A 14,438-nucleotide genomic window follows, 5' to 3' on the forward strand; every position below is an offset into this window, starting at 1 on the left:
GTGCTGATCGACGACCAGCCGGGGCAGCTGGCCCGGATCTTCGCGGACGCGGGGCGGGCCGGGGTCAACATCGAGGACGTGCGGATCGAGTCCCGGAACTCGGCCACGGCGCTCGTACGTTGAACGCGGCACGAGGCCGTCTCAGCGGCCGGTGCCTCCGTCGGCGTTCGGGCCTTCGTAGTCCTCGCCGTAGGCGCCCTTGGCGGGGCGGCGGCGGCGCATGGGCGGCTCGACTCCGTCGGCGAGGCGGCGGGCGGTGAGCAGGAAGCCGGTGTGGCCGATCATCCGGTGGTCCGGGCGGACGGCCAGGCCCTCGATGTGCCAGTTGCGGATCATCGTCTCCCAGGCGGTCGGCTCGTTGAAGCAGCCGATCTCGCGGATGGACTCGACGGTCCGGGCGAGCTGGGTGGTGGTGGCGACGTAGCAGCAGACGATGCCGCCGGGGACGAGCGCCTTGGAGACGGCTTCCAGGCACTCCCAGGGGGCGAGCATGTCGAGGATGACGCGGTCGACGTCGGTGTCGCTCAGGTTGTCCTGGAGGTCGCCGACGGTGAGCTGCCAGGCGGGGTGGGGGCCGCCGAAGTAGCGTTCCACGTTCTGCCGGGCGATGTCGGCGAAGTCCTCGCGGCGCTCGTAGGAGTGCAGCATGCCCTGGTCGCCGATGGCGCGCAGCAGGAAGCTGCTGAGCGAGCCGGAGCCGACGCCGGCCTCTACGACGCGGGCGCCGGGGAAGATGTCGGCGAAGGCGAGGATCTGCCCCGCGTCCTTCGGGTAGACGACGGCTGCCCCGCGGGGCATGGACAGGACGTAGTCGGGGAGCAGGGGGCGCAGCGCGAGGTAGGCGACGTTCCCGGTGGTGCGGACAACGCTGCCCTCGGGAGCGCCGATCAGTTCGTCGTGCGGGAAGGAACCCTTGTGGGTGTGGAAGTTCTTCCCGGCCTCGAGCGTGAACGTGTAGTGGCGGCCCTTGGGGTCGGTCAGCTGTACCTGGTCCCCGACCTTGAAGGGCCCGCGCCTGCGGGCGGCACCGGTCGGTTCGGACATGTGACCAGCCTACCGGGGTTTGTGGGGGCCGCCGACCACGCGTGCGTGCCGAGGGCCGGTCAGCTGGGGCGGGCCATGGCCTTCACGAAGGCGCGCTCCACGTCGGCCGCGGACAGGACGCCGTAGATCTCGCCGGTCTCCTCGACGACCAGGTACTCGGTGGCCGGGGTGCCCCGGAGTGCGTCGAGGAGTTCCTCTCCCGCCAGTTCGGCCGACACCCGCATCCCCTCCGTGAGCTCCTGGGCGAGTCCGCTGACGGCCACCCAGGGGCGGCGGTGTTCCGGTACGCCCACGATGGCGGCCTCGCGGACGAGGGAGTGGGGGTTGCCGTCGGCGTCGACGACGACGAGGGCCCGGGCTCCGGCGGCGTTGGCGCGGCGCAGGGCCTCGGAGAGGGGGGTGTCGCCCTCGACGGGGACGGCACGGCGGGTGAGGGCGCGGGCGCGCAGTTCGGGGAGGTGTTCGCGCAGGCGGGCCATGCGCAGGCTGTTGCCGGCGCCGGTCCAGATGATCGCGGCGAGGATGGCGGCGAGCAGGGCGTCCATGACGGTGTCCATGCCGACGTTGTCGACCGCGTCGGTGCCGAGCGCGCCGGACTGGGTGAGCCAGGGGAGGCCGACGAGGACGGAGACGGCCAGGGCGCGGCCGACCCAGGCGGCGGCGACGGTGCCGGCCATGGGCTTGCCGGTGATCTTCCAGACGATCGCGCGGAGCATGCGGCCGCCGTCCAGGGGCAGGCCGGGGAGCAGGTTGAACGCGGCCACGATGAGGTTGGAGATCATCAGGCCGGCGAGCAGGACGCCGGGGACGGTGCCGGGTTCGACGGGCTGCATGGCGGCGTAGAAGACGCCGGCGAGGACGAGGGAGAGCAGCGGGCCGACGAAGGCGAGGATGAACTCGCGGCCGGGTGTCTCGGCCTCCTTCTCGATCTCGGAGACGCCGCCGAAGAACTGCAGCTGGATGCGGCGTACGGGCAGCTTGAAGCGGAGGGCGGCGACGGTGTGGGCCAGCTCGTGGACGAGGACGGAGGCGTAGAAGGCGACCGCGAAGAAGAGCGAGACGAGATAGCGGGCGGCGCCGAGCTCCGGCAGCACGCGGTCGAGCTGTCCGCCGAACACCCAGGTGATGAGGGCGGCTACGAGGAACCAGCTGGGCGCGACGTAGACGGGTACGCCGAAGGGCCGTCCCATGAGCAGCCCGCCCCGCGGCTCCGGCGGCCGCGGCGGCTGCCCTTGGCCGCCGGGGGTGTGCCGGTGGGTGTTGGGGGTGTGCCGGTGGTCGGCAGCGGGCTGGTGGTCAGTGGCGGGCCGGTGGCCGGTGGCGGGGCCGGACGCGTGGCTGTCGGCCGGAGTGTCCGGACTCTGCGGCCGCGGGGGCTCGGGGCGCTCGGCGGCGCTGTCGTGCGAGGTCGGGCCGGGTGTGGGGGCGGGTGTGGGTGCGGGTCGGTCGGCGTCGTGGGGGGTGGCACCCGTGGTCGGCGCAGGGGGCTCGGCGGGTTCGTCGGCTTCCTGCGAGCCGTCGCCCGGTGGTGTGGGGCGATCGGCGACCGGCGCGGGGTCGGTCGCCGTACGACGGCTGCCGGCCTCGCGCAGGGGGGTGTTCGGGTCGTGCGCCGGGCCGGTTTCGGGGTCGTCGGTGTCACGGTCCCGCGCGTCGGCCGTCTCGGCCTTCCGGCCGTCGGCGTCGGTTCGGTGCGGTCGCTCGTCCGTCGCCGCGTGCCCGTCCTCGTGGTGCGCCGGGGCGTCCCCGGCGGCGTCGTCGCCGGTGAGGTCCAACCGCCGTACCACCATGGTGGGTTCGTCGGCCGGGGGTGTCGGGGGCGTGGCCCGTCGGGGCGAGCCGGAGCGTGTGGGGCCGGCGGCCGGGGTCGCAGGTGTTGCGTGGCGCTCGGCCGATTCCTTGTCGCCGGACCGCGGCTGCCCGCTGCCGCTCTCGTCCACGGTGTCCCCTCGTTCGAAGCGTCTTCCGCACTGCCGGGCGGAAGGGTCTCGGGTCGATGGTATGCGGCCGTCGTGACGCCTTTCTCCCCGGCACCCCCTCTGTTTCCCCGGCTGCCGCGGCCGTAACGGCGCGGTTGGGTCACTGTCAGTGGCGGGCCGTATGGTCTGTGGTCATGGAGACGAGCACGGAGGGGGCCGCGGCGGACTGCGGCAGTGATGTCGCGCCGGTGACAGAGCCGGTGGCGGACGAGTACCCGGTGGGGGCGGACAGTACGGCGGCGACGGCCGAGGGCGGTGAGGGCGCGGCCCCGGCGGCCGACGCCGCCGCCCCCGTGGTGATACCGCCGAGGTCGTTGTCCCCCTCCCGTGCCAGTGACTTCATGCAGTGCCCGCTGCTCTACCGGTTCCGGGTGATCGACCGGCTGCCGGAGAAGCCGAGCGCGGCGGCGACGAAGGGCACGCTGGTGCACGCGGTGCTGGAGCGGCTTTTCGACGCCCCGGCCGCCGAGCGGACCGCTCCGCGCGCCAAGGCGCTCATCCCCGGTCAGTGGGACCGGCTGCGGGAGAGCAGGCCGGAGGTCGTGGAGCTGTTCGCGGACGATCCCGAGGGCGAGCGGCTGGCGACGTGGCTGGGTGAGGCGGAGCAGCTCGTCGAGCGGTGGTTCGGTCTGGAGGATCCGACCCGGCTGGAGCCCGCCGAGCGCGAGCTGTTCGTCGAGGCCGAGCTGGATTCGGGGCTGCGGCTGCGCGGCATCATCGACCGGGTCGATGTGGCGCCGACGGGTGAGGTGCGGATCGTCGACTACAAGACGGGCAAGGCGCCCCGGCCCGAGTACGCCGAGGGCGCGCTGTTCCAGATGAAGTTCTACGCGCTGGTCGTGTGGCGGCTGAAGAACGTGATCCCGCGCCGGCTCCAGCTCGTCTACCTCGGCAGCGGTGACGTGCTGACCTACGACCCCGTCCGCGCGGACCTGGAGCGGGTCGAGCGCAAGCTGCTCGCGCTGTGGGACGCGATCCGGCTGGCGACGGACACGGGCAACTGGCGGCCCAGGCCGACCAAGCTGTGCGGCTGGTGCGACCACCAGGCGCACTGCCCGGAATTCGGCGGTACTCCCCCGCCCTACCCGTTGCCGGTCAGGGCGGCCGAGTCCGGCGGCGGTCCGCAGGGCAGAATGGGGCCGGACTAGCGAAGGAGACTTACGTGGCCATCCGCGTCCTACTGGTCGACGACCAGCCCCTGCTGCGCACCGGCTTCCGGATGATCCTGGAGGCGGAGCAGGACCTCGCGGTCGTGGGCGAGGCCGGAGACGGCCTCCAGGCCCTCGACCAGGTGCGGGCCCTGCAGCCCGATGTGGTTCTGATGGACATCCGCATGCCTCGGATGGACGGTGTCGAGGCGACGCGGCAGATCACCGGGCCCGGGCGGGACGGCCCGGCGAAGGTGCTGGTGCTGACCACCTTCGATCTCGACGAGTACGTGGTGGAGGCACTGAAGGCGGGTGCCAGCGGCTTCCTGCTGAAGGACGCCCCCGCCAACGAGCTGGTGCAGGCGATTCGCGTGGTCGCCGCCGGTGAGGCGATGCTGGCGCCGAGTATCACGCGTCGGCTGCTCGACAAGTACGCCACGCATCTGCCCTCCGGTGAGGAGCCCGTGCCGGACACCCTGCACACGCTCACCGAGCGCGAGGTGGAGGTGCTGAAGCTGGTGGCGCGGGGTCTGTCCAACGCGGAGATCGCCGCGGATCTGTTCGTCAGCGAGACCACCGTCAAGACGCATGTGGGGCACGTCCTGACCAAGCTGGGGCTGCGTGACCGGGTGCAGGCCGCGGTGTACGCGTACGAGAGCGGGCTGGTGCGCCCCGGCGCACAGCAGTGAGCCGGCGGGCCGCAAGCCGGAGCGCGCGTCACGGCGAAGAGGGCGCCCCTTGTCGAGAAGGGGCGCCCTGTGTGCGTGTGCGAGCGTCCGTCAGCCCTTGCTGAGCTCCCAGAAGCGGAAGACGGTGGAGGCGTCGAGGCAGTACTCCAGGCCGTAGACGTTGTCGTGGACGACCGCGTACTGCTTGGCCTGCCAGACCGGCAGGACGGGTAGTTCCTTGGCCACGATGTCCTGGAGCTGGCCGAACTCGTCGTCCGTCGCGGAGCGGTCGCTCTCGGCGGCGGTGCTCGGGATGAGCGTGCCGGTGATCGAGTTGTTGCTGTAGTTGTTGCTCAGCACGTTGCCCTTGCCGAAGAAGGGGGCCGTGAAGTTGTCGGCGTCCGGGTAGTCCGGGATCCAGCCCTTCACGTACACGCCGTACTTGCCGGCGGCGATGTCCTTCTCGTACTGGTCGAACGCGACGGACTGCACATCGGCGTCGAACAGGCCGCTGGCGTTGAGCTGTTCGGCGATCGTCTTCAGGGTCTGGTCCGTGGCGGGGCCGTAGCGTGAGGGCGTGGACCACAGGGTCAGCTTGACCTTGCCGTTGATGCCCTCGGCCCGCAGCGCGGCGGCGGCCTTGGCCTTGGAGGGGCGGGCGCCGTAGGTGTCGAAGAAGGCCGTGTTGTGGCCGCCGATACCGGCCGGGATGATCGAGTACAGCGGGGTCGCCGTGCCCTGGTAGACGTCCTCGATGAGGGCGTCCCGGTCGATGAGGTGGGCGATGGCCTTGCGGACGCCGAGTTGTCCGGCGACCGGGTCGTCCATGTTGAAGACGAGGTGCTGGACCTCGGCGCTGCTGCCCTCGACGACCTCGACGCCCGAGTCGCCGCCGGACTTCTCGATGTCGGCGATGTCGCCCGCGGTGAGGCCGCGGTAGGCGATGTCGACCTCGCCCGCGAGCAGCGCCTTCTTCAGGGCGTCCTGGTCGCCGTGGAAGAACTTCAGCGTCACGCCGTCGTTCTGGACCTCGGCGGTGCCCTTGTAGTGCTCGTTGACGGAGAAGACGGCCTCGCCGTCGTCGAACTTGTCGAGCTTGTACGGGCCGGAGCCGACCGCGGCGCCGTCCTTGCGCAGGCCCTCCGCGTCGTAGTGGTCCTCGTCGACGATGGAGCCGGCGCCGGAGGCGATCTTGCTGGGGAAGGTGGCGTCGGGGGTGTTGAGCCGGAAGACGACCGTCTTGTCGTCCGGCGTCTCCACCTTCTCGAGGGTGGGGAACATGACCGCGGGGCCGTCGGGGTCGTCGATCTTCAGCATGCGGTCGAAGGAGAACTTGACGTCCGCTGAGGTGAGCGCGTCACCGTTGCTGAACTTCAGGCCGTCCTTGAGGGTGCACTTGTAGACCGTGGCCTTGGTGTCGGAGAAGGCGCACTGCTCGGCGGCCTCGGGCTGTGGTTCGGTGGCGCCCTTGGGGAAGCTGAGCAGCGACTGGAAGACGTTGTTGAACAACAGCCAGGAGCCGGGGTCGTAGCCGGAGGCGGGGTCGGTGGCCAGGACGTCGTCCGACATCCCCATGACCACCGAGGTGCCGGAGCCCCCGGAATCGCCCGTCTCCGTTCCGCAGCCGGTCAGCAGGCCGGAGGCCAGTCCTGCCACGACGGGCAGGACTGGCCACTGGTTGCGCATGTTCACTTACGAGTGCCTTGTCGTCGGTTGTGAGGAACCCGGGTCTCGTCCTGGGACCCGGGCCAGACCCGGCGCCCTGGTCCTGGCGCCGGGCACGGGGAGACGTCAGCCGCTCACGCCACGGCCGAGCTCCCACAGCTGAAGGGTCGAGGAGGAGTTGAGCACATACGCCGTACCGGTGACGTTGTCGCCCGCGGCGACGTACTGCTTGCCCTGCCACAGCGGCAGCACGGGCACGTCGTTGGCGACGATGTCCTGGATGTCCATCAGGCTGCCCGACGCGGACAGCCGGTCGGCGGCGCGGCGGGACTCCGGGATGAGGGTGTTGCGGATCGTGCTGTTGGCGTACGGCGAGCCGAGGAAGTTGTCCTTGTCGAGGAAGGGCGCGAGGAAGTTGTCGGCGTCCGGGAAGTCCGGGAACCAGCCCATGCCGTAGACCTCGTACTCGCCCTTCTGCTCGGCGGGACGGAACGTCGCCCAGGGTGTGCCCTTGATGCTCACGTCGAACAGGCCGCTGTCGTTGAGCTGCTTGCGCAGCAGCTCGAACTCGTTCTTCGTGGCCGGGCCGTAGTGGTCGGTGGTGTAGTGCAGCGTCAGTTTCACCGGGGTGGTGATGCCCGCCTTGTCCAGCAGGGACTTGGCCTTGCTGACGCTCGGGTCGCCGTACTTGTTGAAGAAGGCGTTGGAATGGCCCGTGAGGCTGGCGGGGACCAGCGAGTACAGCGGTTCGGCCTGGGAGCCGTAGACCTTGGAGACGAGTTCGCCGCGGTCGATGACCTGGGCCATCGCCTGGCGGACCGCCTTGCTGCGTACGGACGGGTCGTTGGTGTTGAAGGCCAGGTAGCGGATTTCCAGGCCGGACTTGTCGACGAGGTCGACGCTGTCGTCGGAGTCGGCCGAGAGCTTCTCGATCTGCTCGGGCGACATGGTGCGGGTCATCAGGTCGAGTTCGCCCTTGTCGAGGGCGGCGCCCATGGCGTCGGCGTCCGTGAAGTTGCGCAGTTCGACCTTGTCGTTGTTCACCTCCAGACTCCCCTTGTAGTCGGGGTTCTTGGTGAACACGGCGGAGACGAGCTGGTCGTTCTTGACCTCGGCCTGGAGGGTGTACGGGCCGGAGCCGTCGACCTCGAAGCCGTCGCGCAGCTTGCCCTTGGCGTAGAGGTCCGGGTCGACGATGCCCGCGACCGGGGTGGACAGCTTGAACGGGAAGGTGGCGTCGGCGGTCTTGAGGTGGAAGATGACCTCGCGCTCGCCCTGGGTCTCGACGGTGTCGATGGTGGACAGCAGGGCGAAGACGCCGCTGTCGGCCTTGAGGGCGCGGGCGCGGTCGATGGAGAACTTCACGTCGGCCGCGGTGACGGGGTCGCCGTTCGCGAACTTCAGGCCCTCGCGCAGGGTGCAGGCGTAGCGCTCGTTGCCGCTGTCGGTGAAGCCGCAGCTCTGGGCGGCCTCGGGGACGGGGTCGCCCTCGCCTCGCGGCTGGATCATCAGGGTCTGCACGGTCTGGCGCAGGATGTTCCAGGTGCCGACGTCGTAGGCGTAGGCCGGGTCGAGGGGCGCGGGAGCGTCCTTCGAGGCAGTGAACGCGTCCGTGGTGCCGACGACGATCGCGTCGCCACTGTCGCTGCCGCTGTCGGTTCCGCCGCAGGCGGCGAGAACCGGCGCGAGCAGACCGATGACGGCCGGCAGCACCAAAGTCTTGCGGTTCATGCTCGGGTTTCTCCAGCTGTCGACTCCGTGTATCCGGCATGCAGGGGTGGTGCGGCGGATCACGGGGTAAGTGCGATGTTCTCGCGACGAGGTTAGTCCGCGCCCGCAGGAGGGTTCGCGGCCACCGGAGTTGAGGTCCCCTCACGGAGCGGAACCGGACGCGGACACAACGGAGAACTGACAGCGGAAGGATTCGTGCACCGGTCCATCAATCGGGACACATGGGCGCGCAGGAAGCCCCTCTCGGAGGACCTGCGGCACCCGGTGGCGCTCCCGTTGAGCCCGAGCAACGTGGTGAACGTCACAAACTGAACGGTCTTGGAGGTGATCGGAATTCAACCATCGTGCACGTTCGAATTACCTTGCGGAATTCTCGCGCTATCGATGTTGCACGCTCGGTGAACATCGGGGTGCTTTTCCGTTGTCATGCCGCCATCAGACCGCGCAGAAATGCCAGATCGACCTCTTCCAGCGAAGGCACCACCGTACGCCGGGCGGCCGGGGTGATCGGCGCCACCGACGGCACCGCCACCACATGGCAGCCGGCGGCCTCGGCCGCGGCGACGCCCGTCGCCGTGTCCTCGACGACCGCGCATCTGGCCGGGTCCGCGCCGAGACCGGCCGCGGCGAACAGGTACGGGTCCGGGTGCGGCTTGGTGCGCGGCACCTCGTCACCGGCCACGGTCAGCGCGAAGTGCTGCGGGCCGAGCGAGGTGAGCACACGGTCGATGATGCGCCGGTGCGAGGCGGAGACGAGGGCCGTCGGGATCTCGTAGGCGGCCAGCTCGGCCAGCAGCCGGGCGGCTCCCGGCATCAGCGGCACGGCGCGGTCGATGCGGTCCTCGAAGCCCTGGTTGAGCAGCACCGTGAGCTCGGCGAGGGTGATGTCGGCGCCAGTGGCCTCGATCAGGAACCCCGCGCTGCGGGTCATGGGACCGCCGACCACGACATGGCGCCAGGAGTCGTCCAGGATGTGGCCGAGACCGGCGAAGACCTCGACCTCGACGTCCCACCAGAAGCCCTCGGTGTCCACCAGGGTGCCGTCCATGTCGAGCAGCACGGCTTGCAGGGCGGAGCCCTCGGCCGTACGGGTTGTGGGCGCGGGGACCGTGCTGGTCATCCACGTACCTCCTTGAAGGGACGATCAGGCCGGTTCCCCGGAGAGGAACCGGCCTGCGGTGGACCGACCAGTGTACGTCCGTCCCGGCCGAAGCGCTTCGTTTATCCGGCGCGGTCCGGGGCACACCCCGTATACCGTCGGGGGACGCGCTGACGTGCGCCGATATGCCGCCGGGGACGGATTCGTCAGCGGGCGTTGAAGTACTTCGCCTCCGGGTGGTGGATCACGATCGCGTCGGTGGACTGCTCCGGGTGCAGCTGGAATTCCTCCGACAGGTGGACGCCGATGCGCTCCGGCTGGAGCAGGTCGGCGATCTTGGACCGGTCCTCGAGGTTCGGGCAGGCGCCGTAGCCGAGGGAGAAGCGGGCGCCCCGGTACTTCAGGTCGAACATGTCCTCGATGGCGGCCGGGTCCTCGCCGGCGAAGCCCAGCTCCGAGCGCACGCGCGCGTGCCAGTACTCGGCGAGTGCCTCGGCCAGCTGCACGGACAGGCCGTGCAGTTCGAGGTAGTCGCGGTAGGAGTTCGACTCGAACAGCCGGGCTGTCTCCTCACCGATGCGCGAGCCCACGGTGACCACCTGGAGGCCGACGACGTCCGTCTCGCCCGACTCCTGCGGGCGGAAGAAGTCCGCGAGGCACAGGCGACGGCCGCGGCGCTGGCGCGGGAAGGTGAAGCGGGTGCGTTCGTTGCCGTGTTCGTCCAGGAGGATCAGGTCGTCGTCCTTGGAGACACAGGGGAAGTAGCCGTAGACCACGGCCGCTTCGAGCAGGTTCTCCGTCTGGAGCCGGTCGAGCAGACCGCGCAGCCGCGGACGGCCCTCGGTCTCGACGAGTTCCTGGTACGACGGACCGTCTCCGGTGCGGGCTTCCTTCAGGCCCCACTGGCCCTTGAAGAGGGCGCCCTCGTCGAGCCAGGAGGCGTACTCCTTGAGCTGGATGCCCTTGATGACGCGGGTGCCCCAGAACGGCGGCTCGGGGACCGGGTTGTCGGTGGCGACGTCGGAGCGGACGTTGCCCTCCTCGGGGCGCTCGTCGACCACGGCCGCTGTGGCCGCGGTCCTCACCCGGCGCTGCTTGAGCTCGGGCAGCTTCGCGCCGGGCACGCCCCGCTTGACGCCGATCAGGGCGTCCATCAGGCGCAGGCCCTCGAACGCGTCCCGGGCGTAGCGGACTTCGCCCTCGTAGATCTCGTGCAGGTCCTGCTCGACGTACGCGCGCGTGAGGGCGGCGCCGCCGAGGATGACGGGGTAGTTCGCCGCCAGGCCGCGCTGGTTGAGCTCCTCCAGGTTCTCCTTCATGATCACCGTGGACTTCACCAGCAGCCCGGACATGCCGATGACGTCGGCCTTGTGCTCCGCGGCGGCCTCCAGGATCGCCGAGACAGGCTGCTTGATGCCCAGATTGACCACGTTGTAACCGTTGTTGGACAGGATGATGTCCACGAGGTTCTTACCGATGTCGTGCACGTCGCCGCGCACGGTGGCCAGCACGATGGTGCCCTTGCCGTCGGCGTCCGACTTCTCCATGTGCGGTTCGAGGTAGGCGACGGCGGCCTTCATCACCTCGGCGGACTGGAGCACGAACGGCAGCTGCATCTGGCCGGAGCCGAACAGCTCGCCGACGACCTTCATGCCGTCCAGGAGGGTCTCGTTGACGATGTCGAGGGCGGGGCGTTCCTGGAGGGCCGCGTCGAGGTCGGCCTCCAGGCCGTTGCGCTCGCCGTCGATGATGCGGCGCTTGAGGCGCTCCTCCAGCGGCAGGGCGGCCAGTTCCTCGGCCTTGCCCGCCTTCAGCGACTTGGCGGTGGCGCCCTCGAACAGGGCCATGAGCTTCTGCAGCGGGTCGTAGCCCTCGCCGCGCCGGTCGTAGATCAGGTCGAGGGCGGTCTGCACCTCTTCCTCGCTGAAGCGGGCGATCGGCAGGATCTTCGACGCGTGCACGATCGCCGAGTCCAGGCCCGCCTTGACGCATTCGTCGAGGAAGACGGAGTTGAGCAGGATGCGGGCGGCCGGGTTGAGGCCGAAGGAGATGTTCGACAGGCCCAGGGTGGTCTGGACGTCGGGGTGGCGGCGCTTGAGTTCGCGGATCGCCTCGATGGTGGCGATGCCGTCCCCCCGGGACTCCTCCTGACCGGTGCAGATGGTGAAGGTCAGGGTGTCGATGAGGATGTCGGACTCGTGGATGCCCCAGTTGGTCGTCAGGTCCTCGATCAGCCGCTCGGCGATCTCGACCTTCTTCTCCGGGGTGCGGGCCTGGCCCTCCTCGTCGATGGTGAGCGCGATCAGGGCGGCGCCGTGCTCCTGGGCGAGCTTGGTGACCTTCGCGAAGCGGGACTCGGGGCCGTCGCCGTCCTCGTAGTTGACGGAGTTGATGACCGCGCGGCCGCCGAGCTTCTCCAGGCCGGCCTGGATGACGTCGACCTCGGTGGAGTCCAGCACGATCGGCAGCGTGGAGGCGGTGGCGAAGCGGCCGGCGAGCTCCTCCATGTCGGCGACGCCGTCCCGGCCGACGTAGTCGACACACAGGTCGAGCATGTGGGCGCCCTCGCGGATCTGCTCGCGGGCCATCTCCACGCAGTCGTCCCAGCGGCCCGCCAGCATGGCCTCGCGGAACTTCTTCGAGCCGTTGGCGTTGGTGCGCTCGCCGATGGCCAGGTAAGAGGTGTCCTGGCGGAACGGGACCGTCTGGTAGAGGGAGGCGGCGCCCGGCTCGGGCTGCGGCCGGCGCTCCACGGGCGTGGCTCCCCGCAGCCGCTCCACGAGCTGCCGCAGATGCTCGGGGGTCGTGCCGCAGCAGCCGCCGATGAGGTTCAGCCCGTAGTCCCGTACGAAGGTCTCCTGGGCGTCGGCCAGGCCCTCGGGGTCGAGCGGGAAGTGGGCGCCGTCCTTGGTGAGGATGGGCAGGCCGGCGTTCGGCATGCACAGCAGCGGGGTGCGCGAGTGCCGGGCGAGGTAGCGCAGGTGCTCGCTCATCTCGGCGGGGCCCGTCGAGCAGTTCAGGCCGATCATGTCGATCCCGAGGGGCTCCAGCGCGGTCAGCGCGGCGCCGATCTCGGAGCCGAGCAGCATGGTGCCGGTGGTCTCGAAGGCCATCGAGACCAGCAGCGGCACCTCGGTGCCGGTGGCCTCCATGGCGCGTCGGGCGCCCAGGATCGAGGACTTCGTCTGGAGGAGGTCCTGGGTGGTCTCCACGATCAGGGCGTCCGCGCCGCCGGCGAGCAGGCCCTCGGCGTTCGCCTGGAAACCGTCGCGCAGCGTGCCGTAGCCGATGTGGCCGAGGGTCGGCAGCTTCGTACCGGGGCCGATGGACCCGAGCACCCAGCGCTGGCGGCCGTCTCGGGCGCCGAAGGCGTCGGCCGTCTCGCGGGCGATACGGGCGCCGGCCTCGGACAGCTCGTACACGCGGTCGGCGATGTCGTACTCGGCCATGGCGGAGTGGTTCGCGCCGAAGGTGTTGGTCTCGACGCAGTCCACGCCCGCCCCGAAGTACGCCTCGTGGACGGAGCGGACGATGTCGGGCCGGGTCACGTTGAGGATCTCGTTGCAGCCCTCGAGGTTCTCGAAGTCCTCGAGGGTGGGCTCCTGGGCCTGCAACATGGTGCCCATCGCTCCGTCGGCGACCACCACACGGGTGGCGAGCGCGTCTCGGAGAGCGGACACACGGGTCCGGCTGTCGGCGGAAGGGGTCGGTGGCAACGAGGCCATGTAAGGGCTCCCTGGAATGCGACGGCTGTCGGCTTTGCGCCCTTTGTGGAGCCGTCCACAGCAGGCGCACGCCGCCAGAGTAGCCGGGACCGACCGCGAATGGTCAGGGCGTCCACGGGGCGGGACGAGGATGCGGGCGAAGGGACCGCCGGATACGAGTGACAGGTGCACAAGCGCACCTGATGCCGACGGATCATTAGCGGGAGGTCGGCATCGACTAGTAGTGTTCGACATTGCCGAACGGCGGCAGCGACGTCGCGAGTGTCGACGGTCGAAGGGGACGGAGGCAGTACGGCGATGGCACGGAACATCCAGTCGCTCGAACGGGCGGCCGCGATGCTGCGGCTCCTCGCGGGCGGCGAGCGGCGGCTCGGCCTGTCCGACATCGCCTCCTCGCTGGGCCTCGCCAAGGGCACCGCCCACGGAATCCTGCGCACCCTCCAGCACGAGGGCTTCGTCGAGCAGGACGAGACCTCCGGGCGCTACCAGCTGGGCGCCGAGCTGCTGCGCCTGGGCACCACCTATCTGGACGTGCACGAGCTGCGGGCGCGCGCGCTGGTGTGGACGGACGACCTGGCCCGTTCCAGCGGGGAGAGCGTCTACCTGGGCGTCCTGCACCAGCAGGGCGTGCTGATCGTCCACCACGTCTTCCGGCCCGACGACAGCAGGCAGGTGCTGGAGATCGGGGCCATGCAGCCGCTGCACTCCACGGCGCTGGGCAAGGTGCTGTCGGCGTACGACCCCGTGGCGCACAGCGAGGCGATCGAGGCCGACCGCAAGGCCTTCACGGACCGCACCGTGTGCGAGCTGGACGGCTTCGAGCACATCCTCGACATGACACGCGCGCGTGGCTACGCGGCCGACGTCGAGGAGACCTGGGAGGGCGTCGCGTCCGTCGCCGCACCCGTCCACGACCGGCGCCGCATGCCGGTCGGCTCCGTCGGCATCACCGGCGCCGTGGAGCGGCTGTGCCGGGACGGCGAGCTGCGTCCGGAGCTGATCGCGGCGGTGCGGGACTGTGCCCGCGCGGTGTCGCGGGATCTGGGCGCCGGGCGGTTCTGAGGGCCCGTACAGGGTGAAAGCGGTTGCCGGGACGTCGTACGGCGTTCCGCCTTCGTCGTGGACCGACCCGACATCGCCAAGTCGATAAATCAACACAAGCGACAACGATCGCGCATTCGACGACAGAGCTCTTGACGCACACCTGACGCCGGGGCAAGACTCCCGTCCATCGGTCGGCATTGTCGAACACCTACCGGCAATACGCGCTAGAGTGTGACAACGCCAAGGGCCGCCACCGCTCTCACCCCGAGGGCAACGCGAACCACCGGAGGGACCCGGGGTTCGGCTTCCCCTGGACGAAGGACAAAGGAGTCGCG

9 protein-coding genes are annotated in these 14,438 nt (G+C 70.1%); 3 read left to right on the forward strand and 6 right to left on the reverse strand.

The genetic code is table 11. The annotated features are described in order from the left end of the window. Positions 1-141 precede the first annotated feature (141 nt). Both ABZ078_RS11205 and ABZ078_RS11210 read right to left on the reverse strand, forming a co-directional pair. Entirely contained in the window at positions 142-1,044 is a 903-nt protein-coding gene (locus ABZ078_RS11205; RefSeq protein WP_356573938.1) for a tRNA (adenine-N1)-methyltransferase, read from the reverse strand. Positions 1,045-1,103: 59 nt separating this feature from the next. Next, positions 1,104-2,984, reverse strand: coding sequence for a site-2 protease family protein (locus ABZ078_RS11210; protein ID WP_356573940.1), 1,881 nt, complete (start codon positions 2,982-2,984; stop codon positions 1,104-1,106). A 173-nt stretch (positions 2,985-3,157) separates the two neighbouring features. Here ABZ078_RS11210 and ABZ078_RS11215 point away from each other — a divergent pair, with 173 nt between their 5' ends. Together ABZ078_RS11215 and ABZ078_RS11220 are read left to right on the forward strand one after the other, a co-directional pair. Next, positions 3,158-4,171 carry a RecB family exonuclease gene (locus ABZ078_RS11215; RefSeq protein WP_356573942.1) on the forward strand — a complete coding sequence of 338 codons (1,014 nt, stop codon included), beginning with the start codon at positions 3,158-3,160 and terminating at the stop codon, positions 4,169-4,171. Between the two features lie 14 nt (positions 4,172-4,185). Next, positions 4,186-4,860 carry a response regulator transcription factor gene (locus ABZ078_RS11220; protein WP_356573944.1) on the forward strand — a complete coding sequence of 225 codons (675 nt, stop codon included), beginning with the start codon at positions 4,186-4,188 and terminating at the stop codon, positions 4,858-4,860. Between the two features lie 90 nt (positions 4,861-4,950). On the opposite strand, the gene ABZ078_RS11225 is transcribed toward ABZ078_RS11220, so the two are convergent. The 4 genes from ABZ078_RS11225 to metH all read right to left on the reverse strand — a co-directional run bounded on the left by ABZ078_RS11225 (position 4,951) and on the right by metH (position 13,059). Then, positions 4,951-6,531: an ABC transporter substrate-binding protein gene (locus ABZ078_RS11225; RefSeq protein WP_356573946.1), complete on the reverse strand. Its 1,581-nt coding sequence runs from the start codon at positions 6,529-6,531 to the stop codon at positions 4,951-4,953. Positions 6,532-6,630: 99 nt separating this feature from the next. After that, positions 6,631-8,235, reverse strand: a complete 1,605-nt coding sequence (locus tag ABZ078_RS11230; protein WP_356573948.1) for an ABC transporter substrate-binding protein — start codon at positions 8,233-8,235, stop codon at positions 6,631-6,633. A gap of 424 nt (positions 8,236-8,659) precedes the next feature. Then, on the reverse strand, positions 8,660-9,355 hold the full coding sequence (locus tag ABZ078_RS11235; RefSeq protein WP_356573950.1) for an HAD family phosphatase: 696 nt from the start codon (positions 9,353-9,355) through the stop codon (positions 8,660-8,662). A 185-nt stretch (positions 9,356-9,540) separates the two neighbouring features. Next, positions 9,541-13,059: a methionine synthase gene (gene metH, locus ABZ078_RS11240; RefSeq protein WP_356573952.1), complete on the reverse strand. Its 3,519-nt coding sequence runs from the start codon at positions 13,057-13,059 to the stop codon at positions 9,541-9,543. 297 nt (positions 13,060-13,356) lie between these two features. Between metH and ABZ078_RS11245 the strand changes: the two genes are divergently transcribed. Beyond that, positions 13,357-14,121: an IclR family transcriptional regulator gene (locus tag ABZ078_RS11245; protein ID WP_356573953.1), complete on the forward strand. Its 765-nt coding sequence runs from the start codon at positions 13,357-13,359 to the stop codon at positions 14,119-14,121. Positions 14,122-14,438: the final 317 nt, after the last annotated feature.

Origin of the sequence: Streptomyces sp. NPDC006385, from assembly GCF_040612485.1 — a bacterium.
Classification (GTDB): Bacteria; Actinomycetota; Actinomycetes; order Streptomycetales; family Streptomycetaceae; genus Streptomyces.

Bases quoted from the DNA above. Each gene is read 5' to 3' on its own strand.
- ABZ078_RS11205 (WP_356573938.1), bottom strand. From the start codon at position 1,044: ATGTCCGAACCGACCGGTGCCGCCCGCAGGCGCGGGCCCTTCAAGGTC.
- ABZ078_RS11215 (WP_356573942.1), top strand. From the start codon at position 3,158: ATGGAGACGAGCACGGAGGGGGCCGCGGCGGACTGCGGCAGTGATGTC.
- ABZ078_RS11230 (WP_356573948.1), bottom strand. From the start codon at position 8,235: ATGAACCGCAAGACTTTGGTGCTGCCGGCCGTCATCGGTCTGCTCGCG.
- ABZ078_RS11235 (WP_356573950.1), bottom strand. From the start codon at position 9,355: ATGACCAGCACGGTCCCCGCGCCCACAACCCGTACGGCCGAGGGCTCC.
- metH (WP_356573952.1), bottom strand. From the start codon at position 13,059: ATGGCCTCGTTGCCACCGACCCCTTCCGCCGACAGCCGGACCCGTGTG.
- ABZ078_RS11245 (WP_356573953.1), top strand. From the start codon at position 13,357: ATGGCACGGAACATCCAGTCGCTCGAACGGGCGGCCGCGATGCTGCGG.